Origin of the sequence: Puia sp. P3 (genome assembly GCF_050632245.1) — a bacterium.
Taxonomy (GTDB): Bacteria; Bacteroidota; Bacteroidia; order Chitinophagales; family Chitinophagaceae; genus Puia.
This window is the reverse complement of record NZ_CP192583.1, coordinates 3,215,932-3,240,862: the sequence shown is the minus strand read 5'-3', so window position 1 is coordinate 3,240,862 and position 24,931 is coordinate 3,215,932. Positions and strand designations below refer to the sequence as shown.

Sequence of the window (24,931 nt, the reverse complement as noted above, 5' to 3'; positions counted from 1 at the left end):
CTGAAAGTACAGCTTTTTCCGAAGCTAAAAATATTTTCTATGCCTGAACATGTTTTAATTGAAATCCTTACTAAATTGAACAGCAATTGTTTCAATGGAAATCATTCATGTATCAGCAGAGTGTTATCCCGTGGCCAAAGCCGGTGGATTAGGTGATGTCGTAGGTGCGTTACCAAGGTACCAGCGGGAGGCCGGGCATGTCGCCAAAGTGGTGATGCCGATGTACCGGACGAAGTTCCTGAACGACAACCAGTGGGAGGTCGTTCACAAGGGATATACCCATATGGGCAACTACTGGTTCAACTATACGGTGATAAAGGAGCAGACCAACAAGCTGGGGTTTGATCTTTATCTGGTGGATATCTATGGGTTGCTGGACAGGGAGAAGCCATACGGGTATGGGGACGATGCAGACCGGTTCATCGCGTTTCAGATAGCCGTAGCCGACTGGATAGCGGTATGGCGTCACCGTCCGGATATCGTGCACGTGCACGATCATCATACGGCCCTGCTGCCATTTATGTTCAAATACTGTTATGCCTACCGGCATTTACAATATATTCCGACCGTTCTGACTATCCACAACGGGGAATATCAGGGCTGGCTCAACTGGGACCGGAGCAATCTGATACCCGAATGGGATAGTTTCAAGACGGGGCTGCTCGACTGGAGAGGCGTCATCAATCCGCTGGCCTGCGGTATCCGGAGCGCCTGGCGGGTGACGACGGTGAGCCCTACTTACCTCGAGGAAATGCGGTATGATGCGGCGGGGCTCGAGGCGCTGCTGGAGTATGAGAAGGGGAAGACCAGCGGCATCCTGAACGGCATCGACAACGTGGTCTGGAACCCGGCGACGGACTATTATATTGAAGACCACTTTCGGTCGATACGGCGGAAGAAGGGAAACAGCAGAACAAACTCCGGTTATGCGACCGGTTTAATCTCGATCCCCGGAAGCCGCTGATCACCTTTATCGGCCGGCTGGTAGGGGAGAAGGGGGCCGATCTGCTGCCTCAGGCGATCGAGGATTCCTTTTACTATATCGGGCGGAAGATGAATTTCCTCGTTCTCGGGAGCGGCCTGCCGGATATCCAGGGAAGGCTGACGGGAATCCAGGGGCTGGCCAGGGGCGACTATAACACGTATATCGGCTATGACGAAGCGCTGAGTCATCTTATGTATGCGGGCGCGGATTTTATTCTGATGCCTTCACGGGTGGAGCCCTGCGGTCTTAATCAGCTGTATGCCCTGCGCTATGGCACGGTACCGGTGGTCAGGAATACCGGGGGACTGCACGACACGGTCATCGACTATGGTGACAAGAATGGATATGGGATACGATTCAATCAGGCGACCGTCGGGGACATGACGCACGGCATCTGGCGGTCGGTGGAACTATATCAGCAACCACAGAAGCTGTACGAGCTGCGGCAACGGATGATGAAGCTGGATTTCAGCTGGCAGTCCAGTGTGCGGGCTTATCTGGATCTTTATGAAGGCATGCGCAAGGAAGCAGGAGTATAATTGAAGGAAAGCAGGGGTATAATATTTTAGACAGGATTTATTTATATCAAAAAGAATTGTTCATTCACTAAACGCTTGTATATGTCAAAAGAGATTTTATCTGTGATATTGGGTGGGGGGGCAGGAACGCGTCTCTATCCTCTGACCGCCAGCCGCAGTAAGCCAGCCGTACCGATTGCAGGGAAATACCGGCTGGTGGATATTCCCATCTCCAACTGTCTTAACTCGGGCATATCCCGGATGTTCGTCCTGACGCAGTACAACTCGGCGTCGCTGAACAGGCATATCAAGAACACCTATCATTTCAGCGCCTTCAGCAGTGCCTTTGTGGACATCCTCGCGGCCGAGCAAACGCCGGATAACCCTACCTGGTACCAGGGAACGGCCGACGCCGTGCGGCAGTGTCTGCGGCATATCGGACCTTTTGACAGTGAATACGTCCTGATCCTTTCGGGTGACCAGCTGTACCAGATGGATTTCATGGAAATGCTTGATCACCATAAGAAAAGCGGGGCCGATATCTCGATCGCGACCATTCCTGTCAACGACAAGGAGGCCTCCGATTTCGGGATCATGAAAATGGACGAGAGCGGTTTTATCACCTCCTTTACAGAAAAGCCGAAGAAGGATATGCTTCCCCCTGGGTCAGCGACACCGGTCATGCGATGCAGGCGCAGGGAAGGCACTATCTGGCTTCGATGGGGATCTATATCTTCAACCGTCAGCTGCTGAGTGACCTGCTGCAGAATGAATTTGCGGAATCCACGGACTTCGGCAAGGAAATTATTCCACAGTCCCTCGAAAAATACAAGGTGGTCAGCTACCAGTACGAGGGCTACTGGACCGATATCGGTAATATCCCTTCCTTCTTCGAAGCCAATCTGGGGCTGACGAAGGACATCCCGGATTTCAATCTGTTCGACAACGAAAAGGCCATCTATACCCGTGCGCGCATGCTGCCGCCGGCCAAGATCAGCGGAACGACGCTGGAAAAGACCGTCATCGCTGAAGGTTGTATCATCAATGCCTCGCGCATCGAGAACAGTATTATCGGCATCCGCACCCGAATCGGGACGGGAACGACCATCGTCAGCAGCTATCTGATGGGGGTAGACTTCTACGAGACGATCGAGGAGATCGACCTGGCGCGTCAGCACGGACTTCCTACGGTGGGCATCGGTCACCGTTGTTATATCCGCAACGCCATCGTGGACAAGAACTGTCGTATCGGCGACGACGTCCGGATCAATGGCGGGCACCATCTCGAAAATTCCGACCACTCCCTTTATACGGTGAAGGAAGGGGTTGTGGTGATCAAGAAGGGTGCAGTTCTGCCGAATGGGTTTGTGATCTGACGCGTAAACCGCGTTGGCCGGGGACCCAGTGTGCCTCGCGCCAGGGTGTGAACCGCATGAACCGGACGGTGGATTATGTGAACCGCCGGATGGGTGTGAACCGTAACCTTGCTTCTGCTTATAACCTTAAATCGATTGCCATGGCCACTGCACAATCCCCGGAGGGGTCCCGGCGCGGGGTGGAACCCAAGCCTCCGCTGACGCTGGGACAGATCTTTACCATGAGCTTTGGTTTCATGGGGATACAGTTTGGCTTTGCCCTGCAGAACGGAAATACCAGCCGTATTCTCCGGTCGTTCGGCGCGGACGTCGACCAGCTGCCGTTATTCTGGCTGGTGGCTCCCCTTGTGGGCATGATCGTGCAGCCGCTGATCGGCCACTACAGCGACCGGACCTGGAACCGGCTGGGCAGGCGAAAGCCGTATTTTCTGACGGGGGCTATTCTTTCATCGCTTGCATTGATTCTTCTTCCCAATTCCGGCGGTCTGGCCGGTGTCCTGCCCGCACTATGGGTAGGCGCGGGGTTTGTTATGGTGATGGACGCCTCGTTCAACGTTGCGATGGAGCCCTTCCGTGCGCTGGTCGCAGATAACCTTCCCGATAGCCAGCGGACCCTTGGATTTTCTATACAGACTTTTCTGATCGGGGTAGGTGCCGTGATCGGCTCCGCACTGCCGGACTGGCTGGCCAGCCTGCGTGTAAGCCAGGTGGCGGGACCCGATGGGGTCGCGCCAAATATCAAATACTCGTTCTATATCGGCGCCGCGGTGTTTATCATCGCTATCCTGGTGACGGTGGTCTTCTCCAAAGAGTATGCGCCCGACCAGTACAGGCGTTATCATGGGGAGCCGGAAGTGGGCGAGGGCAGTGGCGGGTTGGGAGAGATTTGGAAGGATTTCAAAAAAATGCCGCGTACCATGCGGCAGCTGGGTCTGGTGCAGTTCTTTAGCTGGTTTGCGCTTTTCAGCATGTGGGTCTTTACTACCGACGCGGTGGCTACACATGTTTACGGATTGACGGGACACTACGAGCTTACCACGGCTTATAACGAAGCGGGGAATAAGGTGGGCAGCGCTTTTGGCATTTATAATCTCGTCGCGACGGTCTACGCGCTGTTCCTGCCGGGAATCGCAAGACTCGTCGGCCGCAAGATGACCCACGCCCTTTCTCTGGCGGCCGGAGGCATCGGCCTTATCGCCATCTATTTCGTCCACACCCCTGCAGGGCTTTATTATGCGATGGTCGGCGTCGGCCTGGCCTGGGCAAGCATACTGTCCATGCCCTATGTCATTCTCAGCGGATGTCTGCCTGCGGGGAAGATGGGCATCTATATGGGGATCTTTAATTTCTTCATCACCCTGCCGCAGATCATCAATGGCGTGTTTGGCGGCTGGATCGTCAAACATCTCTATGCGGGGCAGCCTGTCTACTCGATTGTCCTGGCGGGTTTCTGTCTGATAGCCGCGGCGATCAGCGTTCTTTTTGTCTATGACGGAGGGGCCATCCGGATGCAGCAGGAGAAGGCCGGTTTTTTGCCGGTCAACAGTAGTAAACCTATGTACTATCTAAAACGAGTCCTCACCCTTGCCTGTCTCGTGGTCGCCCTGGCGGCGTCTGCGCAGCAGGTATATCCTACCAACTGGTGGGCAGGCATGAAACATTCCAGTCTGCAGGTCATGATCCACGCGAAGGGTATCGGAGAGGGTGCGACCGTGTCCGTCTCCTATCCGGGTATACAGCTCACGGAATTCCATCGGGTCAGCAATCCCAACTATCTCTTTGTCCGGCTGCGGCTGGCGGCGACCGTGAAGCCGGGGAAGGTGCCGATTCAGATAAACCATGGAGCGGGTCCGGCGACGGTGATACAATATCCCCTGCTGGCCCGGCGAGGCGGTAATGGCGTTTCTTACGCACAGGGCGTGGGGGCCGGAGACTTCATCTATTTTCTGATGCCGGACCGGTTCAGCAACGGGGACCCCGGCAATGACCGGGTTGCGGGTCTGAGGGATCAGTCATTGAACCGGGACTCTATTTTTTGCGGCACGGGGGCGATCTGCAGGGGATCATCAACCACCTCGACTATCTGCAGCGCTTGGGAGTGACCACGCTGTGGATGACGCCTGTCCTTCTCAACGACATGGCCGACCGGACCGAGCACGGCTATGCGTTCACCGATCACTATACCATCGACCCGCGGCTGGGCGGAGCGGGGCAGTATTTGCGGTTGTCGGACTCCCTGCACCGCCGGGGGATGAAGCTGATACAGGATGCGGTATACAACCATGTGGGGCTCTATCATCTTTTTATACAGGACCTGCCCGAGAAAAGCTGGCTGCACCAGTGGCCGCAGTATACCCAGACTAACTATCGCGATCAACCGATACTGGACCCTCACGCCGCGCTCGGCGACAAAAAGCTCAGCAGTGACGGTTGGTTCACGCCACAGATGCCGGACCTCAACCAGGGAAACGCGGACCTGGCAGAATTTCTGATCCAGCACGCCCTGTGGTGTGTGGAGACCTTTGGCGTGGACGGCTGGAGGATCGATACCTATATCTACAATGACCTGGACTTTATGAACCGTTGCAACAAGGAGTTGCAGGAAGAGTACCCGCACATCACGATGTTCGGTGAAGCGTGGGTACACGGGACGGCGAACCAGGCGTATTTCACGCGCAATCATCTGGAGGTTCCGTATAAAAGCAATCTGCCCGGTGTGGTGGATTTTCAGTGCAATTTCAGCGGCATCGTGCCCGCGGTAAAGGATACCACCGGGGCCGGGGTCAATGATCTGTACAATACACTGAGCAACGATTTTCTGTATGAAGACCCGACACGGAATGTGGTGTTTCTCGACAACCACGATATGAGCCGGTTCTTCTCGCAGACGGGCGAGGACCTTGCGCGCAAAAGATGGGGCTGTTGTGGCTGCTCACGACGAGGGGTATACCGCAGCTGTATTATGGTACGGAGATCCTGATGAAGGGTATCGCCAATCCCGACGGGTGGGTCCGCCCGGATTTCCCCGGAGGCTGGCCCGGCGACAAAGTAAATGCATTTACCGGTGTGGGTCTTAGCGAAGACCAGCGGCAGGTGCAGCAGCTGGTGAGCCGGTTGGGGCAGTTTCGGATGGGGGCTTCCGCACTGAAGACCGGCCGGCTGATGCAGTATGCGCCTTCCGGAGGTCTTTATGTCTATTTTCGCTATGACGCGGGACAGACCATACTGTGTGCCATGAATACGGGTATGAGACCGGTGTCGTTGAATTTTGGCCGGTTTACGGAGAGGACGGCGGGATTCCGGTGGGGTACGGACGTACTGACAGGTGAGCGTCGTTCGCTGGCTGCGCCAGCCGTGTTGCCTGGGCGTACGATGTGGGTGATGGAGCTGACCAGGCTATAGCAGTGCGTCCTGCATGAAACGTCTTCCGTATTTCCCTTTGTCTCCGAGGCCCTGGCGCACGGTGTTGGTCAGGGCGGTCCTGTCGGTCTTTTTTCCTTTTATTGGAGGCGCAAGCTGGGTTTCCGCGACGGGAACGGCTTCGACTTTTGTGGCGAACCAGGAGATGTGTTCGTGCGGAAGGGATATGCCCAGGATCATGCCGGGCAGCCCGGTAAACGACTCCGGGCCACTGGACGTCAGGATCTCGTCGGTATAAAAGGCTACGACATAAATGGAGTCCATGATGATGGCGTTGGCACGGCGGCAGTTGAAGCCGGCGATGGTGCGGGTCTCGGTGGTGATCTTCCATTTGATCTGGCGGAGGCTGTCCTGTACGAGAAAGACCTGGTCGAATATGTTCTTCTGGCAGATGCCCTGGTCCTTGTCGATATCGGAATAGACGATATTGTCCTGTGCAGGGGGTTGGATCCACATGTTGTCCTTTTCACCAGATTCCCTGCCGGGGCGGTAGAGGCTTTTGCCGTGGTTGAAGTAGAGGTCGTAGTAGCTCTTTTTGAAATGGCTGTTCATTTTCTTGAGCAGGTCGGACCAGGCACCGTCGTCGTCTGCCGAGATGCGCGCGTACATATTGATGGTCTTCTCGAATTCGATCTTTCCCTGCGATAAGAATACGGTATTGGACTGGGCGGCGGCATTTGTTGCCGCGGCGATTGTCAGGAGGAGGGTGAATATGATACGAGACATAGGAGTGTTTTATGGTAATTAGTTGCGGGCCGGAGGGGCAGGTGTTCCTGCCTTCGTGAAATTCAGACCAGGGAGAACATGAAATACCGTTGTATCGTGGTATAGGTGTTCTGCGTAATAAAGTTACTGTTTACAGTCCGGTTGAAGCCGATATTCTGGTTTAAAAGGTCGTTGCCGGCGACTTTCAGGAGCAGGGCGTCATTCTTTAGGAATTTCTTGCCGACCCAGGCGTTGAGGAGAACGACGTTGTTGTTGCGGTCGAATACGGTGGTCTTTTGGCGGAGGTTGATATCGCCGTCGGCGTGCAGCTGAAATTTGAGGGGGAAGAAGAAGTCGAAATTGGGTTGTATGGACTGGGTCCAGTAGTGGGTGGTTACGCCGGTGTTGATGGTCGAATGGCTCTGGGTGTAGGTGGGGTTATACCGGACGGAAAGATCGAATTTCTTTTCTATGGACCAGCCGATGCTGGTACCGACGCCGTATGTTCCGCTGGTGGTCTTATTCTTCAGGTTGTTGACGACGCTGACGTTCGTGCTGTTGCTGGCGTTGCCGTAGAATTCGAGGTTGATATGGGGTTTGTGGAACCGCATGCTGTAGCCCGCGTAGCCGAACAGGCTGCGGTTGCCGTCGACGTTGACGTATTGCGTCACCCTTTTCCCTACGGAGTCGACATAACTGCTGTTGCCGATGGCGTTCCCGGTGAAATTATACGAGAAGTTGGCGTACATGCCTCTGTCTGAAAGGACGTTGTAGTTGTTATAGAACATTTGCAGGCGATTGGTGAACGAGGGCTTGAGGTCCGGGTTGCCGATCGTGATGTTGAGCGGGTCTTCGTTGGTGCGGAGGGGCTGTATCTGCTGGAGGTCCGGCTGGGATGTATTCCCTGAATAGCGGAGGAAGATCCTCTGCATATTGGTAAAGGAGTAGGTGACCGAAGCGTTCGGATACCAGTTGACAAAGCTGCGTTTGAAGGACGTGTCCGCGTGCATGTCGCTCTGTTTCCAGCTCGTAAAGCCGAGGTCGTTGCCGGCGGAGAAGCGCAGCTTCTTTTGACGAGGTTGTAGGTCAGGCCGCCCCTGTGGGAGAAGATATTATATTGGTAGTCGTTGCTGTACAGTGAATCAAGTTCGCTGTATTTGCCGCCTGTCGCCTTATTAAAGGAATTGCGGTTCGAACGGGTGTTGTTGACGGTGACGCCGTAGCTGGCCGACAGGAAGGAGGATTTGGAGAGCGGTTCGGTATAGGTGGCCCTCGAGTCCAGCAGCAGATTTTGCGTGTAGGAGTTCTTGAACTGGTCGATCAGCGAGTCTTTAAATAGAGACCCGCCGTTGTCATAGAGACGGGTATCGGAGTTCAGAAAGCCGTCCGATCTGTTTTCCCGAATAGTTCTCACGGACGTTCAGGGAGATGGTCCGGCCTTTCTTTGGTAGCTTTTTACGCCAGAGGAGGTTGCTGTTGACGGTGTGTTTGTCGCCTGTGGTCGAGGTCGTCCGGTCGTTCTGGTTGACCAGGGCGGAGTCGCTGGCGAGGGCTTCGGTGTGGAAGATGCTATTGGTAGTTTTGTGGTCGGTTCCGCCGTCGGCCATGACTTTCAGAGACGAAGTGCTGTCGAATTTATATTCATATATGCCGCTGAAACTGTTGCGGATGATCTGGTTCCTGAATTCCTGGTGCTGGTTATTATAATAGAACGTGTCCGGCAGGATGTACTGGGAGTTGGTGGTGCTCTTGCCGTTGACGTCCAGCATCATGTATTTGTAGTTGGCGTTGAGGGACTGCTGTTCGTCGTTGAATTTATTGTTATAGTGCAGTCCACCTGTCCTGACGGAGGGTATCCCCTGGCCCTCGAACCGGCCGGACCAGAGTCGAGTTCGTCGCGCGAACCGCCGGAGATGCTGACCATGCCGGTATTCTCGTCGACGTCGGCGCCGGCGGCGAAGCTCTGGCCATAGGTGTCCTGTTCGTTCCAGTTGAGACCCGTCTTGCCGGTGTTGGAAATAATGCCATAGCCGGCGAGCTTTGCTTTATTCTTGAAATAGTTGGCCATCAGTTGGTAGTCATAATAGCCGTCCGTGGCACGGCCGGCATTGGCGCGGCCGAAATAGCCGTTCTTCTTGCCGTCCTTCAGTTTCAGATTGATGGTTTTGTCGCGTTGTCCGTCGTCGATGCCGGTGAAGGTGGCCTGGTCGCTTTTCTTGTCGTAGACCTGTACCCTGTCGACCATGTCGGCCCGGAGGTTTTGGGTGACGAGGGTGGGGTCGTCGCCGAAGAATTCTTCGCCGTCAACCAGGACCTTTTTTACCGCCTGGCCCTGGGCGGTGATCTTTCCGTTCTTGTCGACCTGTATGCCGGGTAATTTTTTCAGCAGGTCTTCGACGGTGGCGTTGGGCTGGGTGCGAAAACTGTCGGCGTTGAACTCGGTCGTGTCCCCTTTCAGGCGGATGGCGCCTTTGTTGCCGCTGACGACGACCTCCTGGAGGAGTTTGCTCTTCAGCACCATCCCGATGATGGGGAGGGTGAGTGTCCCGGTATCTTTTACCGTCAGCTCGTCGACGAAATCGGCATAGTTGGGGTAGGTAACGACGATGAGGTAGTGTCCGAAGGGAATGTTCTTTAGGCTAAACCGGCCGGTTGCGTCGGTGCGGCTATGCTGGACCAGGATCGAGTCGGCGGGGCGAAGAAGGAGTACCGAACCGTAGCTGAGATTTCTTTTTCCGCTGTGTCGGAGACGGTGCCGGTGATTCGGGAAGATTGTGCCAGACCGGCGGTAGTTACGCCGAGGCATAATACGAGGCATAGGAAGGTTAAACAGGTCAGCTTGGCCATATAGGAGAATAATAATTGTACCGGGGGATGCAGTTTCTACGACTTTCCACACTTGCGCGAGCCAAATTAGTTTCAAATCGAAGGATATGCAAGGACGATCCCTTAAATTTACGTTAAAGAGAACTACGCCTTTTTACCACACATATAAAACATTTCCCGTGGATACATCAGTTGGACAGAAATATGAAGAGACACATTTTGTAGACGCGTCAAAGCCGGTATGGAACTACTCGCTTTTCACGGAAGAAGATATCCGAAATTTTCAGCATGGGACGCACTATCGTCTATACAATTTTTTCGGAAGTCACCGTAGGGAGGTCCTCGGGAGGGCGGGCTTTTATTTTGCCGTTTGGGCGCCGAATGCAACGGCTATATCCGTGATCGGGAATTTCAACGACTGGACGCCGGATATCCATCCGCTGTATGTCAGGCTGGACCGGAGCGGCGTCTGGGAAGGTTTTATCCCGGACATTCCCGCGGGCGAAGCCTATAAATATCATATAAAGGGATTCAACGGCGGGACGCTGGATAAAGGTGATCCCTATGCGTACTTTTGGGAGATGCGGCCGATGACGGCCTCGATCACCTGGGAGCTGGACTACGACTGGAAGGACGGGGAGTGGATGGCGGGGCGAAAGGAGCACAATTCCATGGAATCGCCCTGGAGTGTCTACGAAGTGCATCTGGCCAGCTGGATGCGGCCGGATAAGTACGACGAAGAGCGGTATAACACCTATGCTCAGTTGCAGGAGCTGCTGGTCCCTTATGTAAAACAGATGGGTTTTACGCACGTGGAGCTGATGCCGGTGATGGAACATCCGTTCGACGGCAGCCGGGGCTATCAGGGGACGGGGTACTATGCGCCGACCTCGAGATTCGGCGATCCGCAGGGCTTTATGGCGCTGGTGGAGGCTTTTCACCGGGAAGGCATCGGGGTCATCCTCGACTGGGTACCGTCGCATTTTCCCTATGACTATCACGGGCTCTATCTCTTCGACGGCGCAAACACCTATGAATACGCCGATATGCGGAAGGGCTTTCACCCCGACTGGAACAGCTATATCTTCAACTACAAGCGGGGGAGGTAAAATCGTTCCTGATCAGCAATGCGCGGTTCTGGCTGGACAAATTCCATGCGGATGGACTACGGGTGGATGCGGTCAGTTCGATGCTGAAACTGAACTATTCGCGCGAGGAGGGAGAATGGGAGCCCAACGAGCATGGCGGTGACGGCAACCTCGAGGCGATCGCCTTTATAAAAGACTTGAACGAGACCGTCTACCGCGATTTCCCCGACGTGCAGACCATCGCCGAGGAGGCGACCGACTGGCCGGGGGTGAGCCGTCCGACCTTTGCCGGCGGGCTCGGGTTCGGGATGAAATGGATGATGGGCTGGATGCACGACACCCTGGACTTTTTTAAGATGGACCCCATCTACCGCAAGGACCACCAGGACAAGTTTACCTTTAGTATGATGTACTACTACGACGAGAATTTCGTGCTGCCGCTGAGTCACGACGAGGTCGTTCACGGCAAATCGCCGATGATCTATAAGATGCCGGGCGACGAATGGCAGAAATTCGCCAATCTTCGGCTACTCTACTCCTATATGATGACCCATCCCGGCGGCAAGCTGTTGTTCATGGGCGACGAGTTTGCGGCTACTTCGGAGTGGAACTACAAGACCGAGCTGCAGTGGGAGCTGCTGAAGTTCGATTCGCACCGGATGATGAAAGACTGTGTCCGTGACCTGAATTTGCTGCTTCGCGGCGAGCCGGCGTTGTATGAGAATCAGTTCAATGCGTGCGGGTTCGAATGGGTCGACCTCAACCACCGCGGCGAGAGCGTGGCGGTGTACCGCCGGAAGGGGAAGAATCCTGCCGACGACGTGCTGGTGATCCTGAATTTTACGCCGGTGGTGCGGCGGGACTGGAAGGTCTATACGCGGGGGAAGACGGCGTGGAAGGAGATCTTCAACAGTGATGACCGGAAGTACTGGGGGACGGGGGATACGAATAATCCGTCGGTGACGGTCAATCTGGTGGATGAGACGGATGATGTATATGAATTGATCGTGCATTTGCCGCCGCTGGGGGCGGTGGTGTTGAAATAGGGGGTGCCGCGATTCCTGTGGAAGTAAACCGCGCGCCGGTTTACCGAGGCCGGCGCGCCGGGTGGTGGCGTGAACCGTGTGGTTCACGGATTACATTCTTTCGGGGACGCGGATGCCGAGCAGGGCCAGTGCTGAACGAAGGATGGTTGACGTCAGCTGTGCCAGCTGCAGGCGAAGCGCTTTTTTGCCGGGTGTTTCGGCGTTGGCGATGGAATGCAGATTATAAAATGTATTGAAGGCCTGAGCCAGCCCGAAGGCGTAGGCTGAAACAACCGACGGGCTCATTTCGTCCAGTGCCTGGGTCAGGACGGCAGGGAATTTCTCGGCGGTGACGAGGAGTTCTTTTTCCGCGGGCAGCAGGGCTTCGTGTGGGGCATCGAAGGCGACCGGCTGGTCGCCGGACGCGCCTTCCTTGCGGAGCACGCTGCGGATACGGGCAAAGGCATACTGAATAAAGGTGGCGGTATAACCGTGGAGGTCGATGGATTCCTCCGGGTTGAAGACCATCTTCTTTTTGGGATCGACGCGAAGGAGGAAGAATTTGAGGCCCCCGATGCCGATGATATCGTAGAGGTCTTTCAGTTCTGACTCTGTAAAGCCTTCTGTTTTTCCCTGTTCTTTTGTCTTCTTTTCCGCTTCGCTGATCATTTCGTCGAGGATGTCGTCGGCGTCGACGACGGTGCCTTCCCTCGTTTTCATGCGGCCGGTGGGCAGTTCGACCATGCCGTAGCTGAGGTGGAAGATGCCGTCGGCGGAGGGGAGGCCGAGTTTTTGGCAGAATCAGTTTGAGTACCCGGAAGTGGTAGTTCTGTTCGTCGCCAACCACGTAGATGCTGAGGTCGGAGTGGAACTCCTCGTTCTTTTTACCGCGAGTCCGATGTCCTGGGTGATATAGACGGCTGTCCCGTCCCTGCGCTGGACGATCTTCTGGTCGAGGCCATCGGCGGTGAGGTCGATCCAGACACTGCCGTCGTCCTTTTTAAAGAAGACGCCTTTTTCGAATCCCTGTTCGACGAGTTCTTTGCCGAGCAGATAGGTGTTGCTTTCGTAATATGTCTTGTCGAAGTCGCTGCCGATGCGTTTGTAGGTGACGTCGAAGCCGGCATAGACCCAGCTGTTCATTTTCTTCCAGAGTTCGATAACGTCGGGTTTGCCTGCTTCCCAGTCAACCAGCATCTGCTGCGCCATCTTCATGATGGGCGCCTCTTTCTCGGCACTGGTCCTTGTCCATCCCGCCGGCGATGAGTTCGGCCATCTGCTCTTTGTGGACGGTTCCGAAGAGGACATAATAATCGCCGACGAGGTGGTCGCCTTTGAGGCCCGTGCTCTCGGGAGTGGCGCCGTTGGCAAACAGCTGCCAGGCGACCATGCTCTTGCAAATATGAATACCGCGGTCGTTGGCGATGCAGGTCTTGACGATCTCATATCCGCCCGCTTTATAGATCTCGGCGATGCTCCAGCCGAGGAAATTGTTCCGGAGGTGTCCGAGGTGGAGTGGTTTGTTGGTATTGGGGGAGGAATACTCCACCATCACTTTTTCCCGTTGGAGGGCTGGCGGCCAAAGGCCGGGTTGGCGTATTCGGTCCGCAGGAAGTCGATCCAGCGGCTGTCGGCCACAGTGAGGTTGAGAAAGCCCTTGATGACATTAAAGCCGGAGAAAAGCCCGGGGTTGGCGGCGAGCAGCGCACGGCCGAGCTCGTTGCCGAGAGCGTCGGGAGATTTCTTCAGTTGTTTGACAAACGAGAACAACACCACCGTATAGTCGCCCTCGAATTCCGGTTTGGTCTCGTTGACGGCGATGTCGGCGGGGGCCAGGTCGAACTGGAATTTCTCTTTCAGGGCATTGCTGGCGGCTGTTCTGATCTGACTAATAATGTCCATTGATTCGCGGTTGACTGTAATTTTTTTTACAGGTTGGCTGCAAAGGTACGGCAAGTCAGGCAATTGGGTAAAGCTTTTCGGGGTGTTGGGGTCTTGCCGGGGTGGCGGGTTGTCTGGTGTTGGGGTCCTGCTGAGGTGCGGGGTTGTCTGGTGTTGGGGTCTTGCTGAAGTGCGGGGTTGCGGGGTGTTCCGGCCTGGCCGGGGCGGGTGTTTGAGGTGTCGCCCCAGGTCCGCCGCGGTGGTTCCGCCGTGCGAAATCGTAGCTATTTTTTAACTTTAGAACGACCAATTGGTAGTATATTTGGAGTTTTAACGGGAATGACACAGATACTGAAAAATAACATCATTTCTTTTATAGATTTCTTTTATCCCTTGTTTAGCAGGTTTATGCCTTTGCAGACCTTTCGCTATGCGGCCTGCGGGGGTGCGAACACGATCGTTGATATCGTCATGTACGGGGTTGCCTATAATTTTATCCTGCACAAGCACGACGTTGACCTGGGCTTTCTGGTGATCAAGCCGCATATTGCGTCGATCCTGATAGCCTTCTGTGTCAGTTTTCCGCTGGGGTTCTTTTTGATGCGGAACGTTGTGTTTACGGAGTCGACGCTGCACGGGAGGGTACAGTTGTTCCGGTATTTCCTGCTGGTGATCATTTGCCTGGTCCTGAACTATATCTTTATCAAGCTCTTTGTGGAGCAGTTTCATATTTATCCTACGGTGTCGAAGGTTCTGACGACGATTATCGTGGTGACGTTCAGCTATCTCACGCAGAAAAATTTTACGTTCAAGACGGAAGCCGAGAACCGGCAGGTGGACTAGACGCCGGTTCACAGCCGTGGCAGGCGTAGCCGCGTTCATTTGCGCTGTGTCATGCTGAACCAGTTGCCGACGCCGTCGGACATAATGGCTTCGATGCCGTAGAACTGCTCTTTTGGCTCGGATTTGAAGGATACTCCCTTTTCTTTTAGTTCTTCGTAGGTGGCCCGGCAGTCGGTGGAGTCCATGACGGCGGCGCCGAGGGCTCCTTTTCCAACAGCACTTTAAATGCGTTGCGGGCTTCTTCGTCAAAATGCATTCCGCCGTCCAGAGGGGAAAGGAGGGGCAATCTCCAGATCGGGCTGTTGGGGTGGACTGACCGTCAGCCAGCGGAATCCGTTGTCCATTTTGGCGTCGGTGTTGACCTTGAATCCCAGTTTGTTCACATAAAAATCATAGGCCTTGTCCTCGGTCCTGGACATAGAAGGTGACGTGAGAGAGCTTCGTGATCATAAATTATTTATTTATGGACCAAAGCTAAGCGTTCCTGCAGGGAAGCCCTTATTGAGAATTGCTTTTGGTCGGGGTAGGGGGAATTGATCGGGACGATGGTGCTGGTGGCGATCTCGTGGAAAGGGATTTGGAATGGCGGAGTGTCGGCGGTTCACTGCGGAGGCTCGTTGGACGAAGGCGTATCGACCCCGAAGTTCTCGATGAAGCAATGGGGAATTAAGCTGCGCGGCTGTTCGAGGGTCTGCCGTTCTCTGCGCCAGGCTTCGTCGCGGTAGCTGGTGGGGGGAGTTCCCATCTCCTTTTTAAAGAGAAGACTGAAGGAGCCGATGCTTTCGAAGCCGACGTCGTTGCAGATCTCGGTGACGCTGAGGTCGCGGGCCGCCAGGCAGAGACGGGCGTGTTCGATTCGTTTGCGGGTCAGGTACTGGTGCGGCGTGAGCCGGTAGATCCGCGTGAACAGCCGGTGGAAATGATAGCGCGAGATGCAGGCCTCCCGGGCAAGCGTGTCCAGGTCGAGCGAGCCCCGAAAATTGCCGTCGATATATAGTTTCGCGGCTACGACCCTGCGATATGTGTCCGTGGTGATTGGCATGTAGGCATTAAAATTTGCACTTCCAAATTTAATTCTTGTTTTTCAAACAATTACAAGAACTTGCTGGCACAATTTTAGGGGAGTCCACAGTGTCTTTTTCGTAACTTTACAGATGCTGATCTCAAACTACAAGCCTATGGTAACAGTGATCATTCCCGCTCTTAATGAAGAAAAAACGATACGCCAGGTGATCCGCCAGGCGAAGAGAAGCGAGCTGGTGAATGAGATAATTGTCGTCGATGATATGTCCACGGACAACACCATCGCCGAAGCGAAGAAAGAGGAAGGGGTGAGGGTTATAACGAGCACCCATGTTGGAAAAGGGGATTCGATGCGGGAAGGGCTGTTGATGGCCGGCAATGAAATACTGGTATTCCTGGAGGCGGATACGCCCAATTTCGAAGCCGATATCGTCGGTATGCTGGCTGAGCCGCTGGTTCGCGGGGAAGCTGATTTCGTAAAATCTTATTTCGAGCGGCAGAGCGGAAGGGTAGCCGAAATTCTGGTCAAGCCAATGCTGGAGTTCTTCTTCCCGCATTTGCTGCAGTTCAAACAGCCGCTGAGCGGCATGATCGCCGGTAAGAAATCCATTCTTCAAAAGGTCGAGTTCGACAACGACTACGGAGTCGACATCGGACTGCTGATCGATATGCACAATGTCAACGCGCGGATCAAAGAGGTCTGTGTAGGCGAGGTCGAGAATGACCGCCATCCGCTGCATGTTCTTGGCCGTATGTCCAAGCAGGTAGCCAATGCCATTTTCAAGCGGGTGAACATCTTCGATGGCGGCAGGAGACAGGATGACGATACGCCCCATCTGATGCGTGAACAGGTGGAGTTCGCGCTAAAGGAAATGGTCCGGCAGCCCAAGAAGATGATCGTTTTCGACATGGACTATACGCTGCTGCAGGGGAGTTTTATAAAGGCGGCGGCCCAGCATTTCGGATTCACCAAAGAGCTGGCCGATATACAGGCACAGCCCAAAAGCAATTTCATAAAGACACAGAAGATAGCCCGGCTGCTGGAGGGTAGGAGCTTTGCAGAACTGATCAACGTTGTGGAATCTATTCCCCTGATCGGGGACGCGGTGCAGGTGGTGCGGGAGCTGCAGGTGCGCGGTTATGTCTGCGGGATCATCAGCGACAGTTATCACGCTATTGCCAACCATGTCAAGAACATGCTGGGACTTGATTTCACGCTGGGAAATGAGCTCGAGTTCCAGAAGAGCGTGGCGACCGGGGAAGTCCGGATACCCTCGCAGCTGTTGAAGGACCGGTTTAGCCGGTGCGAACACGACCACTGTAAGTCCAATATGTTCCAGTACATTCTGCACCGGTTTGGGATCAGTCTGGCAGATTCCGTGGCAGTCGGGGACGGGGAGAACGATGTCTGCATGGTCAAAATGGCGGGTACGGGGATCAGCTTTAATTCGACCTCGCCGGATGTGGATAAAGTGGCCGACTACGTATTTCGGGGGGAATCGCTGATGCCGGTCCTGGACGTGGTCCGATAGGGGTGGCTGCGGGTACCGGACAGCCTGACGGGAGGAAAAGACTAATTTGGCCGAAATAATACTTGGATGGCAGAGCCGGACTGACGGCCTGCCATTTTTGCATTTTTGGGGCCGTGGCATAATGATTGTCAAGGATATCGGGTGGATTCAAAATTTCAAACCTTTAAAATAAGATAAACAATATGGGAAAAATCATAGGAATAGACCTCGGCACGACGAACAGTTGCGTGGCCGTCATGGAAGGGAATGAGCCCGTCGTGATCGCCAATGACGAGGGTCGCCGCACGACCCCGTCGATCGTCGGTTTCCTGAAAAACGGAGAGCGCAAAGTTGGGGATCCTGCCAAGCGTCAGGCCATCACGAACCCGATCAATACGATCATGTCCGTAAAACGGTTCATGGGCCGTCGTTATGACGAAGTGACCAATGAGATCACGCATTGGAGCTATAAAGTGGTAAAAGGTGACAATAATACGGTACGTATTGACATAGACGGCCGTTTATATACGCCCCAGGAGATTTCCGCTATGATCCTTCAGAAAATGAAGAAGACGGCGGAGGACTATCTGGGTCAGGAAGTAACGGAAGCCGTGATCACGGTACCCGCCTACTTCAACGACGCACAGCGTCAGGCGACGAAGGAAGCCGGTGAGATCGCCGGTCTGACCGTCCGTCGTATCGTAAACGAACCTACTGCTGCAGCCCTGGCGTATGGCACTGGACAAGGCAGGTAAGGACGAGAAGATCGCCGTATTCGACCTGGGTGGTGGTACATTCGATATTTCCATCCTCGAACTGGGCGACGGCGTCTTCGAAGTAAAATCAACCAATGGCGACACCCACCTGGGCGGCGACGATTTCGATAAAGTGGTGATGGACTGGCTGGCCGAAGAGTTCAGGAAGGACGAGAACGTCGACCTGCGCAAGGACCCTATGGCCCTGCAGCGTCTGAAGGAAGCCGCTGAAAAGGCCAAGATCGAGCTTTCGTCTTCGAGCGAAACGGAGATCAATCTGCCTTATATCACGGCGGTGGACGGTGTTCCCAAGCACCTGGTGAAGAAGCTGACCCGTGCAAAGTTCGAACAGCTTGCCGACAGTCTTTTCGAAAGGTGTCTGAAGCCCTGCGAGCAGGCGCTGAAAGACGCCGGTATCTCGACGTCCCAGATCGACGAGGTGATCCTGGTAGGTGGTTCTACCCGTATCCCCAAGGTACAGGATATCGTTGAAAAGTTCTTTGGCAAGAAGCCCAATAAGGGTGTAAACCCCGACGAAGTAGTTGCTATCGGCGCGGCTATCCAGGGTGCGGTGTTGACGGGTGAAGTAAAGGACGTGCTCCTGCTCGACGTTACGCCTCTCTCGCTGGGTATCGAGACGATGGGTGGTGTGATGACCAGGCTGATCGATTCCAATACGACGATCCCGACCAAGAAGTCCGAGACCTTCTCTACGGCCAGCGATAGCCAGCCCGGTGTACAGATACATGTCCTGCAGGGTGAACGCCCGATGGCTTCGCAGAACAAGAGTCTGGGTACCTTCAACCTCGACGGGATCCCGCCGGCTCCGCGCGGCGTTCCGCAGATCGAAGTCATCTTCGACATCGACGCCAACGGCATCCTGCACGTGACCGCGAAAGACAAGGGCACGGGCAAAGAGCAGAAGATCCGCATCGAGGCCGGCAGCGGTCTCAGCAAGGAAGAGGTCGAAAGGATGAAGGCAGAAGCAAAGGCCAACGAGTCTACCGACAAGGCAGCCCGCGAGAAGGTCGACAAGGTCAACCAGGCCGACAGCCTGATCTTCCAGACGGAAAAGCAGCTGAAGGAATTCGGCGACAAGCTGCCGGCTGACAAGAAGGCTCCGATCGAGACTGCGCTGAGCAAGCTGAAGGACGCACAGAAGTCGGGCGATATCTCTGCTATCGATGCAGCTGTTGCCGAGATGAACAACGCCTGGACGGCCGCATCCGAAGAGATGTACAAGGCTACCCAGCAGGCGGGCGGACAGCCCGGTGGCGAAGGCGCTCCTGGTGGCCAGCAGAGCAGCGGCGGAGAAAATGTGACCGACGCGGAGTTCGAAGAAGTTAAGTAATCAGTTGATATATAGATGATTGAGAAGCCCGGAGAAATTCGGGGCTTTTTTTGTTTGCATATACCAGAATAATGTGTAATTTTGCACCCGAATTGAGCAACTAAAACGTATTAGCTCGCCACGATCAGATCGATCTCAGTATGTACAAGCCGGTTGGATGCCGGTTGTTGAAATAGACAAGGCCTGTTGAACTTCTCGCAACGATGCTTCCTTTTCTCATTCTCCGTGGTTGCTCCAAAATTTTTTAAGTAATAGTAAAAACGTAAGTTATGAATAGTGATGTCATGCACGGTAAAGTGCAAATGGAACCTTCTATCCTGAAAAATCTCACGGCCGAGGTAAAAGAGACTCTTGCGAAAGAACTCCTGACCAACCCGCGCAAAGGCTCTTTCGGAGCTTTGCAGATGTGGAATATGCGTCGCAATGGCCGGCGCATGGGCCTCAGAAATCCGAGAATTGTTACCGGTTTCGGTTACTGATAAAGTTAAGGTGAGGTTATGATCAGCGTAGCGCCCGCTCATGAATTGAGCGGGCTTTTTTGTCCGGCGGATAACAGGGCGGGATGGACGACGGGTAGCGAGGTGGGATGACCGGTGTCCTCGGGTCAGATGATCTCCATCTGTTTCATCAGGAAGGACGCGTTGCGGTTGCGCGCTTACTCCTCTTTGGAGTTGGTAGTTAAAATGTAGATTCTCTCCGTCGATCACGCTCTCAAAACAATAGTTGCGCACCTTGTCGGGCATCTCCTCTTCCAGCTGGCCGAGCAGGAGGTCGTGGGTGGCGAATAGCGAGAGACAGTTGTACCGGATCAGTTTGCGGATAAAGAGCTCCGAGCCGTGGGTCTTGTCTTCGGAATTGGTGCCGCGGAGGATCTCGTCGATGAGTACGAGGGCGGGGATGCCGGTATCGAGGCGGTGAACGATGTTGCGGAGCTTCTTCAGTTCGGCCATGAAATAGGAGGTCTGTTCCTGCAGGGAATCGCTGATGCGCAGCGAGGTGAGCAGGGCCATCGGCGTGAAGGACCAGCTGGCGGCGCAGACGGGCAGGCCGCACTGGGCCATCAGGAGGTTGACGCCGATCGTCCGGAGGAAGGTCGTCTTGCCGGACATGTTAGACCCTGTGACGAGGATCAGCCGCTCGTCCTTTCCGATGGAGAAGTCGTTGGCGACGCGACGGTCCGCGGGTATCAGCGGATGCGCGAGACAGGTAGATTGTATAAATAAATTGCCGGTGTTGGACTCGGGAGCCGGATAGACATAGTCGGGGTTGTTAAACGCAAAACCTGCCGGGGGAATTCAGGCATTCGATGGAGCCGACCGTGGCGACCCACTGGGGAAAGCGGGATCTGTGCGCGATCTTCCAGCGCTCGAGCGCGGTCAGGCAGCGCAGGTCGTAGAAAAACAACGTATTGAAGGCGATATTGACCAGGACGTTCAGGCGCTGGTCGAAGAAGGATGTCAGTTTTGACAACTGACGGATAGCCTTATGCGCGTCTTCGGTCTGTGAATGCAGTTGTTTCAGCGTGGCTGAGTCAGCGATGCTGACAGTATTGAATACAGCGAGGATGCCCGCGTACTGGTCGAGTATGCTCTGCTTGCGCGCGATCAGCAGGTGCTGCTGGCTGATATATTTGGTATAGCTGCCGGTGATACCCCAGGAGATGAGTGCGCCGATCAGGAAGGGGGTATAGTTGTTGCTGGAAAGGTAGTAGTAGGCCGTTCCCAGATTGAATACCGTGAGGATGTTGATGAGGATGCGAAGTCCTTTGCGCTGGTAGAGGACGGTTGGGCCGTCCAGCCAGGACTGGATATTGTCAAGGTTGCCTGCCGCCTCGCCGGCGAGCAGTCCTTTTGCCGTCAGCAGCTGGCGTTGTGTGGGCTGGGCGGCCAGTGCGCGGACGGCCTCCTGCTGCGCGAGGATCGCTTCCGGAGAAAGCAGGCTGTTGCGCATGAGCCCGCTGAATGCCTGTTCCCCGTGGCTGGTGGTCGTGCGGTTGAGGGCATGAAAGAGGGAGCGTTTTCCAAAAATGTCGAGGTCGTCCAGATAGCCTTCCGAATCGAGATAGATAGCGCCGTCGGAGAAGCCGTTGAGGTCGCCGTCGAGGACGGACAGTTCGTTGGTGTTGAGCCGGGCCAGCTGCTCCTGCAGCGAGCGTTGGTCCTTCAGGCGATAGTAGACGTTGACGGAGAAGAGGAAGGCTGCGAACAGGACGAGGACAAGCATCATTACCAGCGGGCTGAAGCCCCGGGTCAGCAGGACGATCGAATAGATGAAGGCGGCAAACAGGAGGAGCCGGACGACGGCGAGGCCGTTCATTTTGTTTCGCAGGCGCTGGGCCTGACCATTGCATTCGGCGAGTGCAGACCGGTAAAAGGAGGCGGTGGACATAGGCGGCGCGAGGGGGTGAAGCGTACCGGACCCCATCCGGTTCAAGCAAAATGCCACCTGAGGTCAAGTGGCATTCGAATATAGTAAAGAATTAGTTGGCTTACATGATATCCAGCGCCTTGACGAAGAAGGTGCAGACGAAGGGAAGGATCAGGGTCAGGTATTCAAAGTGTGAGGCAACGGCCAGGGCGAAAGCACCTGCAGAGATCAGAAATAATACCCAATAAAGTCCTGTATTTTTTCTTTTGCTGTTCCATTGAAATTCAAATTTGTGCGAAGCTACGGCAAAGGATGCAACGAACCAAAGCTAAAAAAATGAATATCTTCGGGTTTCAGAGGGAAAATTCCACGCTATCAGTAAATTTTATCCGGTTTGCTAAAAGAAGCTAAAAAATAGTATACCTTAGTAGTATAATGTAAAAAGTACACATTAGAGGGACATGAAAATTGATTTTTATTTACGGTTCTACACGCACCCCGGCCAGTCTATTTTGGTGACGGGGAATATAGCTCAGCTGGGTAATGACGATATCCATTCCGCTCTCGCGCTCGACTATGTCAATGGCGAATTCTGGCATGCCAGTATTGTTCTCGGATCGCTGCCTGAGGAGCCATTGCGTTATCACTACGTGCTCAGGAACGAAGACGGGACGCTGACGGAAGAGTGGGGCGATGACAAGGTGGTCGAATTTCCGGCTGCGGGCCTCAGTGAGGTGCAGGTCATCGATACCTGGAACTATGCCGGCGAATACGAGAACGTTTTTTATACCAACCCGTTCCAGGAGGTTCTGCTGCCCCATCATAAGGCCGCGAAAAAAGGCCGGGTCAAGACGCTGCCGACGCATGAGTTCCTCGTAAAAGCGCCGCTGCTGGCCTCGGACGAGGTTGTCTGCCTGCTCGGCAATGGGACCACGCTCCGCGACTGGGACGAGACCGACCCGCTGCTGCTGACGCCGGAGGGTGGCTGGTGGGTGCTGCGGCTGAGCGTTCCTCCGGAATCGTTTCCGATCGAATACAAATACGGCGTCTACAACAAGAAGGAAAAAAGCTTTGTACGATATGAGACCGGTCCCAATCGGAGTCTGCCCGGGGATGCCCGCAAGGGAAAGGTAAGCATCATCCACGACGGATTTGTTCATCTGCCGAATTCGGGATGGAAGGGCGCGGGGGTTGCAATACCTGTGTTTAGCCTGCGCAGCAAACAGTCGATGGGGGTGGGGGAGTTCACGGATATCCGGCTGCTTGTCGACTGGGCGGTCAAGTGTGGTCTGCGGCTGGTTCAGCTGCTGCCGGTACAGGACACGACGGCGACCTATACCTGGCTGGATTCCTATCCCTATGCCGCCATCTCAGCTTTTGCGCTTCATCCGATCTATCTCAATCTGGAGAAGTGTGCGGGGCGGAAATATGCCGATCTGATCAAGCCGCTGAAGAAGAAGCAGAAAGAACTGAATGCTTTGACCGAACTCGACTACGAGCAGGTGATCAAGATCAAATTATTGACAGTTAAAGAATTGTACGAGTTACAGAAAGAAGAATTTAAGAAAGATCCCGGGTTTCTGGACTTTTTTGCGGACAACGAGAACTGGCTGGTTCCCTATGCGGCCTTTTGCTACCTCAGGGACAAGAATGGCAGCTCTGAATTTACGCGGTGGAAGCAGCATGGCCGGTATGACGCCGAAGCGATCCGGAAGTTCACGGCGCCGAGCGGAAGGCAGTATGATTCCATTGCTCTTCAATACTTTATCCAGTATCATCTCCACCTTCAGTTGAGGGAGGCGGTGGACTATGCGCACGAGCACGGGGTGGTGCTAAAGGGCGATATCCCCATCGGGATCGGCCGCAACAGCTGCGACGCCTGGGTTGAGCCGGGGCTCTATCATATGGACCTTCAGGCTGGGGCGCCGCCGGACAATTTTGCGGTAAAAGGACAGAACTGGGGTTTCCCGACCTACAACTGGGAAAGGATGCAGCAGGATGGCTACGCCTGGTGGAAACGCCGGTTTGGGCATATGCGCAACTATTTCGACGCCTTCCGCATCGACCATATCCTGGGGTTTTTCCGGATCTGGAGTATTCCCATGGATATCGTGGAAGGTATACTCGGGCATTTCGAGCCGGCGATACCGGTACACCGGGTGGAGTTCCAGCAGCGCAATATCTGGTTTGACCAGGATCGTTATACGAAGCCGTTCATTAATGACACGGTACTCAACGAAGTCTTTGGACCCGATATGGCGGAGACGGTGAAAACGTCGTGGCTGGAGCCGGAGGGCAACGGCCAGTACCGTCTCCAATCCGCTTTCGACACGCAGCGCAAGATTGCCGTTCATTTCAGCGAGCAGGCTGCTTCAGCCTATGGTGACAAGCTGAGAACCGGACTATACGACCTCGTGTCCAATCTGATCCTGCTGGAAGTGGAGGGCTCCGGCGGGCAGCAATTCCATTTCCGCATTTCGATGGAGAATACTTCGTCCTTCCGTCATCTCGAATGGCATGTGCAGCAGCAGTTGAAGGACCTTTATGTCAACTATTTCTACAGTCGCCGAGGACGATTTCTGGCAGAAGGAGGCCATGCGAAAACTACCTGCGCTGAAAAGGGCTACCAATATGCTCGTCTGCGGAGAGGACCTGGGCATGGTGCCGCGCAGTGTTCCCGACGTCATGCGTCAGCTGGGCATCCTGAGTCTCGAAGTGCAGCGAATGCCGAAGAATCCGGCGCGTGAATTCTTCCATCCTTCAGAGGCTCCGTATTTGTCCGTCGTCACCCCTTCCACGCACGACATGAGCACGATCCGCGGCTGGTGGGAGGAAAGACAGGAGCATGACCCAGCGCTTCTTCAACCAGGAACTGGGTCAGTGGGGAGAGGCTCCGTTGTTCCTGTGAGCCATGGATCAACAAAGCGATCGTCCTCCAGCACCTGCACAGTCCCGCGATGTGGTGTATATTCCAGCTGCAGGATATCATGGGGATGAGCGAGACCTTCCCGCAGGGAGAACCCGCACGACGAACGGATCAATGTTCCGGCAAATCCGCATCACTACTGGAGGTACCGGATGCACCTGAATCTCGAGGAACTGATAAAGGAAAAGGAGTTCAACGCTTCGGTCCGGGAAGAGGTGGAGGCCAGCGGGAGATAGATAAAAAGGTTGGCAGCCGAACACTCAGAAACGAATGCTGGCTGCCGTAGGGAGAGGGGTAAAGGGGTTGGGGTCTTTGCAGTTTCAGGTGTCTA

At 54.7% G+C, this 24,931-nt stretch carries 27 protein-coding genes and 1 pseudogene; 15 read left to right on the top strand and 13 right to left on the bottom strand.

Annotated elements, in window-relative coordinates; all coding sequences use genetic code 11:
- Positions 1 to 94: 94 nt before the first annotated feature.
- The 7 genes from ACQ86N_RS19715 (at position 95) to ACQ86N_RS19685 (ending at position 6,281) form a co-directional block, all read left to right on the top strand.
- Positions 95 to 964 carry a glycogen synthase gene (locus ACQ86N_RS19715; RefSeq protein ID WP_431216618.1) on the top strand — a complete coding sequence of 290 codons (870 nt, stop codon included), beginning with the start codon at positions 95 to 97 and terminating at the stop codon, positions 962 to 964.
- The gene (locus tag ACQ86N_RS19710) at positions 961 to 1,524 is read left to right on the top strand and encodes a glycogen synthase (RefSeq protein WP_431217497.1); all 564 of its coding nucleotides are present in this window, start codon (positions 961 to 963) and stop codon (positions 1,522 to 1,524) included. Before ACQ86N_RS19715 ends, ACQ86N_RS19710 begins: the two co-directional genes overlap by 4 nt.
- Before the next feature lie 81 nt (positions 1,525 to 1,605).
- Positions 1,606 to 2,256 carry a sugar phosphate nucleotidyltransferase gene (locus tag ACQ86N_RS19705; RefSeq protein WP_431216617.1) on the top strand — a complete coding sequence of 217 codons (651 nt, stop codon included), beginning with the start codon at positions 1,606 to 1,608 and terminating at the stop codon, positions 2,254 to 2,256.
- Complete coding sequence (locus tag ACQ86N_RS19700; RefSeq protein WP_431216616.1) at positions 2,190 to 2,879, top strand: sugar phosphate nucleotidyltransferase; 690 nt, start codon at positions 2,190 to 2,192, stop codon at positions 2,877 to 2,879. The genes ACQ86N_RS19705 and ACQ86N_RS19700 overlap by 67 nt, the downstream gene beginning before the upstream one ends.
- 179 nt (positions 2,880 to 3,058) lie before the next feature.
- On the top strand, positions 3,059 to 4,981 hold the full coding sequence (locus tag ACQ86N_RS19695; RefSeq protein WP_431216615.1) for an MFS transporter: 1,923 nt from the start codon (positions 3,059 to 3,061) through the stop codon (positions 4,979 to 4,981).
- Positions 4,915 to 5,859 (top strand): alpha-amylase family glycosyl hydrolase, encoded by a 945-nt coding sequence (locus ACQ86N_RS19690; protein WP_431216614.1) that lies wholly within the window; start codon positions 4,915 to 4,917, stop codon positions 5,857 to 5,859. Before ACQ86N_RS19695 ends, ACQ86N_RS19690 begins: the two co-directional genes overlap by 67 nt.
- Positions 5,793 to 6,281, top strand: a complete 489-nt coding sequence (locus ACQ86N_RS19685; protein ID WP_431216613.1) for a cyclomaltodextrinase C-terminal domain-containing protein — start codon at positions 5,793 to 5,795, stop codon at positions 6,279 to 6,281. The genes ACQ86N_RS19690 and ACQ86N_RS19685 overlap by 67 nt, the downstream gene beginning before the upstream one ends.
- Here the strand turns inward: ACQ86N_RS19685 and ACQ86N_RS19680 are convergent.
- From ACQ86N_RS19680 to ACQ86N_RS19665, 4 genes are all read right to left on the bottom strand, one after another.
- Positions 6,276 to 7,025: a GLPGLI family protein gene (locus ACQ86N_RS19680; RefSeq protein ID WP_431216612.1), complete on the bottom strand. Its 750-nt coding sequence runs from the start codon at positions 7,023 to 7,025 to the stop codon at positions 6,276 to 6,278. The genes ACQ86N_RS19685 and ACQ86N_RS19680 overlap by 6 nt on opposite strands.
- A 62-nt stretch (positions 7,026 to 7,087) precedes the next feature.
- Positions 7,088 to 8,068 (bottom strand): outer membrane beta-barrel protein, encoded by a 981-nt coding sequence (locus ACQ86N_RS19675; RefSeq protein WP_431217496.1) that lies wholly within the window; start codon positions 8,066 to 8,068, stop codon positions 7,088 to 7,090.
- A gap of 288 nt (positions 8,069 to 8,356) precedes the next feature.
- Positions 8,357 to 8,776 (bottom strand): hypothetical protein, encoded by a 420-nt coding sequence (locus tag ACQ86N_RS19670; RefSeq protein WP_431216611.1) that lies wholly within the window; start codon positions 8,774 to 8,776, stop codon positions 8,357 to 8,359.
- Positions 8,773 to 9,822: a hypothetical protein gene (locus tag ACQ86N_RS19665; RefSeq protein ID WP_431216610.1), complete on the bottom strand. Its 1,050-nt coding sequence runs from the start codon at positions 9,820 to 9,822 to the stop codon at positions 8,773 to 8,775. Before ACQ86N_RS19665 ends, ACQ86N_RS19670 begins: the two co-directional genes overlap by 4 nt.
- A gap of 187 nt (positions 9,823 to 10,009) precedes the next feature.
- Here ACQ86N_RS19665 and ACQ86N_RS19660 point away from each other — a divergent pair, with 187 nt between their 5' ends.
- Both ACQ86N_RS19660 and ACQ86N_RS19655 read left to right on the top strand, forming a co-directional pair.
- Positions 10,010 to 10,939: an alpha-amylase family glycosyl hydrolase gene (locus ACQ86N_RS19660; protein WP_431216609.1), complete on the top strand. Its 930-nt coding sequence runs from the start codon at positions 10,010 to 10,012 to the stop codon at positions 10,937 to 10,939.
- An 80-nt stretch (positions 10,940 to 11,019) separates the two neighbouring features.
- On the top strand, positions 11,020 to 11,964 hold the full coding sequence (locus ACQ86N_RS19655; protein ID WP_431216608.1) for an alpha amylase C-terminal domain-containing protein: 945 nt from the start codon (positions 11,020 to 11,022) through the stop codon (positions 11,962 to 11,964).
- 90 nt (positions 11,965 to 12,054) lie between these two features.
- Here ACQ86N_RS19655 and ACQ86N_RS19650 read toward each other — a convergent pair whose 3' ends face one another.
- The 4 genes and pseudogenes from ACQ86N_RS19650 to ACQ86N_RS19635 all read right to left on the bottom strand — a co-directional run bounded on the left by ACQ86N_RS19650 (position 12,055) and on the right by ACQ86N_RS19635 (position 13,845).
- On the bottom strand, positions 12,055 to 12,471 hold the full coding sequence (locus tag ACQ86N_RS19650) for a DALR anticodon-binding domain-containing protein (protein WP_431217495.1): 417 nt from the start codon (positions 12,469 to 12,471) through the stop codon (positions 12,055 to 12,057).
- A 78-nt stretch (positions 12,472 to 12,549) separates the two neighbouring features.
- Positions 12,550 to 13,140, bottom strand: a pseudogene (gene argS / locus ACQ86N_RS19645) (arginine--tRNA ligase); the annotation flags it as partial.
- Positions 13,130 to 13,495 (bottom strand): arginine--tRNA ligase, encoded by a 366-nt coding sequence (gene argS / locus ACQ86N_RS19640; RefSeq protein ID WP_431217494.1) that lies wholly within the window; start codon positions 13,493 to 13,495, stop codon positions 13,130 to 13,132. The pseudogene argS (ACQ86N_RS19645) and the gene argS (ACQ86N_RS19640), both read right to left, overlap by 11 nt.
- Positions 13,495 to 13,845 (bottom strand): hypothetical protein, encoded by a 351-nt coding sequence (locus ACQ86N_RS19635; protein ID WP_431216607.1) that lies wholly within the window; start codon positions 13,843 to 13,845, stop codon positions 13,495 to 13,497. The genes argS (ACQ86N_RS19640) and ACQ86N_RS19635 overlap by 1 nt, the downstream gene beginning before the upstream one ends.
- A 318-nt stretch (positions 13,846 to 14,163) precedes the next feature.
- Here ACQ86N_RS19635 and ACQ86N_RS19630 point away from each other — a divergent pair, with 318 nt between their 5' ends.
- A complete protein-coding gene (locus tag ACQ86N_RS19630) occupies positions 14,164 to 14,667 on the top strand; it encodes a GtrA family protein (RefSeq protein ID WP_431216606.1) in 504 nt (167 codons plus the stop codon).
- A 35-nt stretch (positions 14,668 to 14,702) separates the two neighbouring features.
- Here ACQ86N_RS19630 and ACQ86N_RS19625 read toward each other — a convergent pair whose 3' ends face one another.
- The 3 genes from ACQ86N_RS19625 to ACQ86N_RS19615 all read right to left on the bottom strand — a co-directional run bounded on the left by ACQ86N_RS19625 (position 14,703) and on the right by ACQ86N_RS19615 (position 15,709).
- Complete coding sequence (locus tag ACQ86N_RS19625; protein WP_431216605.1) at positions 14,703 to 14,852, bottom strand: hypothetical protein; 150 nt, start codon at positions 14,850 to 14,852, stop codon at positions 14,703 to 14,705.
- A gap of 60 nt (positions 14,853 to 14,912) precedes the next feature.
- On the bottom strand, positions 14,913 to 15,086 hold the full coding sequence (locus ACQ86N_RS19620) for a hypothetical protein (RefSeq protein ID WP_431216604.1): 174 nt from the start codon (positions 15,084 to 15,086) through the stop codon (positions 14,913 to 14,915).
- Positions 15,087 to 15,268: 182 nt separating this feature from the next.
- On the bottom strand, positions 15,269 to 15,709 hold the full coding sequence (locus ACQ86N_RS19615) for a helix-turn-helix transcriptional regulator (RefSeq protein ID WP_431216603.1): 441 nt from the start codon (positions 15,707 to 15,709) through the stop codon (positions 15,269 to 15,271).
- Positions 15,710 to 15,845: 136 nt separating this feature from the next.
- Between ACQ86N_RS19615 and ACQ86N_RS19610 the strand changes: the two genes are divergently transcribed.
- The 3 genes from ACQ86N_RS19610 (at position 15,846) to dnaK (ending at position 19,307) form a co-directional block, all read left to right on the top strand.
- Entirely contained in the window at positions 15,846 to 17,222 is a 1,377-nt protein-coding gene (locus ACQ86N_RS19610) for an HAD-IB family phosphatase (RefSeq protein WP_431216602.1), read from the top strand.
- Between the two features lie 182 nt (positions 17,223 to 17,404).
- A complete protein-coding gene (locus ACQ86N_RS19605; RefSeq protein ID WP_431216601.1) occupies positions 17,405 to 17,956 on the top strand; it encodes an Hsp70 family protein in 552 nt (183 codons plus the stop codon).
- Positions 17,934 to 19,307 (top strand): molecular chaperone DnaK, encoded by a 1,374-nt coding sequence (dnaK, locus tag ACQ86N_RS19600; protein WP_431216600.1) that lies wholly within the window; start codon positions 17,934 to 17,936, stop codon positions 19,305 to 19,307. Before ACQ86N_RS19605 ends, dnaK begins: the two co-directional genes overlap by 23 nt.
- A 110-nt stretch (positions 19,308 to 19,417) precedes the next feature.
- On the opposite strand, the gene ACQ86N_RS19595 is transcribed toward dnaK, so the two are convergent.
- Positions 19,418 to 20,437, bottom strand: a complete 1,020-nt coding sequence (locus ACQ86N_RS19595) for a MutS-related protein (protein ID WP_431217493.1) — start codon at positions 20,435 to 20,437, stop codon at positions 19,418 to 19,420.
- A 139-nt stretch (positions 20,438 to 20,576) separates the two neighbouring features.
- Positions 20,577 to 21,752 (bottom strand): hypothetical protein, encoded by a 1,176-nt coding sequence (locus ACQ86N_RS19590; RefSeq protein WP_431216599.1) that lies wholly within the window; start codon positions 21,750 to 21,752, stop codon positions 20,577 to 20,579.
- A 383-nt stretch (positions 21,753 to 22,135) separates the two neighbouring features.
- Here ACQ86N_RS19590 and ACQ86N_RS19585 point away from each other — a divergent pair, with 383 nt between their 5' ends.
- Both ACQ86N_RS19585 and ACQ86N_RS19580 read left to right on the top strand, forming a co-directional pair.
- On the top strand, positions 22,136 to 24,421 hold the full coding sequence (locus tag ACQ86N_RS19585) for a 4-alpha-glucanotransferase (RefSeq protein ID WP_431216598.1): 2,286 nt from the start codon (positions 22,136 to 22,138) through the stop codon (positions 24,419 to 24,421).
- Entirely contained in the window at positions 24,306 to 24,671 is a 366-nt protein-coding gene (locus tag ACQ86N_RS19580) for a 4-alpha-glucanotransferase (RefSeq protein ID WP_431216597.1), read from the top strand. The genes ACQ86N_RS19585 and ACQ86N_RS19580 overlap by 116 nt, the downstream gene beginning before the upstream one ends.
- The last annotated feature ends 260 nt before the right edge of the window (positions 24,672 to 24,931 follow it).

Coding starts and splice junctions, on each gene's coding strand:
- ACQ86N_RS19715 (WP_431216618.1), top strand. CDS start 95: ATGGAAATCATTCATGTATCAGCAGAGTGTTATCCCGTGGCCAAAGCC.
- ACQ86N_RS19705 (WP_431216617.1), top strand. CDS start 1,606: ATGTCAAAAGAGATTTTATCTGTGATATTGGGTGGGGGGGCAGGAACG.
- ACQ86N_RS19700 (WP_431216616.1), top strand. CDS start 2,190: ATGCAGGCGCAGGGAAGGCACTATCTGGCTTCGATGGGGATCTATATC.
- ACQ86N_RS19685 (WP_431216613.1), top strand. CDS start 5,793: ATGGGGCTGTTGTGGCTGCTCACGACGAGGGGTATACCGCAGCTGTAT.
- ACQ86N_RS19680 (WP_431216612.1), bottom strand. CDS start 7,025: ATGTCTCGTATCATATTCACCCTCCTCCTGACAATCGCCGCGGCAACA.
- ACQ86N_RS19670 (WP_431216611.1), bottom strand. CDS start 8,776: ATGATGCTGGACGTCAACGGCAAGAGCACCACCAACTCCCAGTACATC.
- ACQ86N_RS19665 (WP_431216610.1), bottom strand. CDS start 9,822: ATGCCTCGTATTATGCCTCGGCGTAACTACCGCCGGTCTGGCACAATC.
- ACQ86N_RS19655 (WP_431216608.1), top strand. CDS start 11,020: ATGCTGAAACTGAACTATTCGCGCGAGGAGGGAGAATGGGAGCCCAAC.
- ACQ86N_RS19650 (WP_431217495.1), bottom strand. CDS start 12,471: ATGGTCTTCAACCCGGAGGAATCCATCGACCTCCACGGTTATACCGCC.
- argS (WP_431217494.1), bottom strand. CDS start 13,495: ATGGTGGAGTATTCCTCCCCCAATACCAACAAACCACTCCACCTCGGA.
- ACQ86N_RS19635 (WP_431216607.1), bottom strand. CDS start 13,845: ATGGACATTATTAGTCAGATCAGAACAGCCGCCAGCAATGCCCTGAAA.
- ACQ86N_RS19630 (WP_431216606.1), top strand. CDS start 14,164: ATGACACAGATACTGAAAAATAACATCATTTCTTTTATAGATTTCTTT.
- ACQ86N_RS19625 (WP_431216605.1), bottom strand. CDS start 14,852: ATGGACTCCACCGACTGCCGGGCCACCTACGAAGAACTAAAAGAAAAG.
- ACQ86N_RS19620 (WP_431216604.1), bottom strand. CDS start 15,086: ATGTCCAGGACCGAGGACAAGGCCTATGATTTTTATGTGAACAAACTG.
- ACQ86N_RS19615 (WP_431216603.1), bottom strand. CDS start 15,709: ATGCCAATCACCACGGACACATATCGCAGGGTCGTAGCCGCGAAACTA.
- ACQ86N_RS19610 (WP_431216602.1), top strand. CDS start 15,846: ATGGTAACAGTGATCATTCCCGCTCTTAATGAAGAAAAAACGATACGC.
- ACQ86N_RS19605 (WP_431216601.1), top strand. CDS start 17,405: ATGGGAAAAATCATAGGAATAGACCTCGGCACGACGAACAGTTGCGTG.
- dnaK (WP_431216600.1), top strand. CDS start 17,934: ATGGCACTGGACAAGGCAGGTAAGGACGAGAAGATCGCCGTATTCGAC.
- ACQ86N_RS19585 (WP_431216598.1), top strand. CDS start 22,136: ATGAAAATTGATTTTTATTTACGGTTCTACACGCACCCCGGCCAGTCT.
- ACQ86N_RS19580 (WP_431216597.1), top strand. CDS start 24,306: ATGCTCGTCTGCGGAGAGGACCTGGGCATGGTGCCGCGCAGTGTTCCC.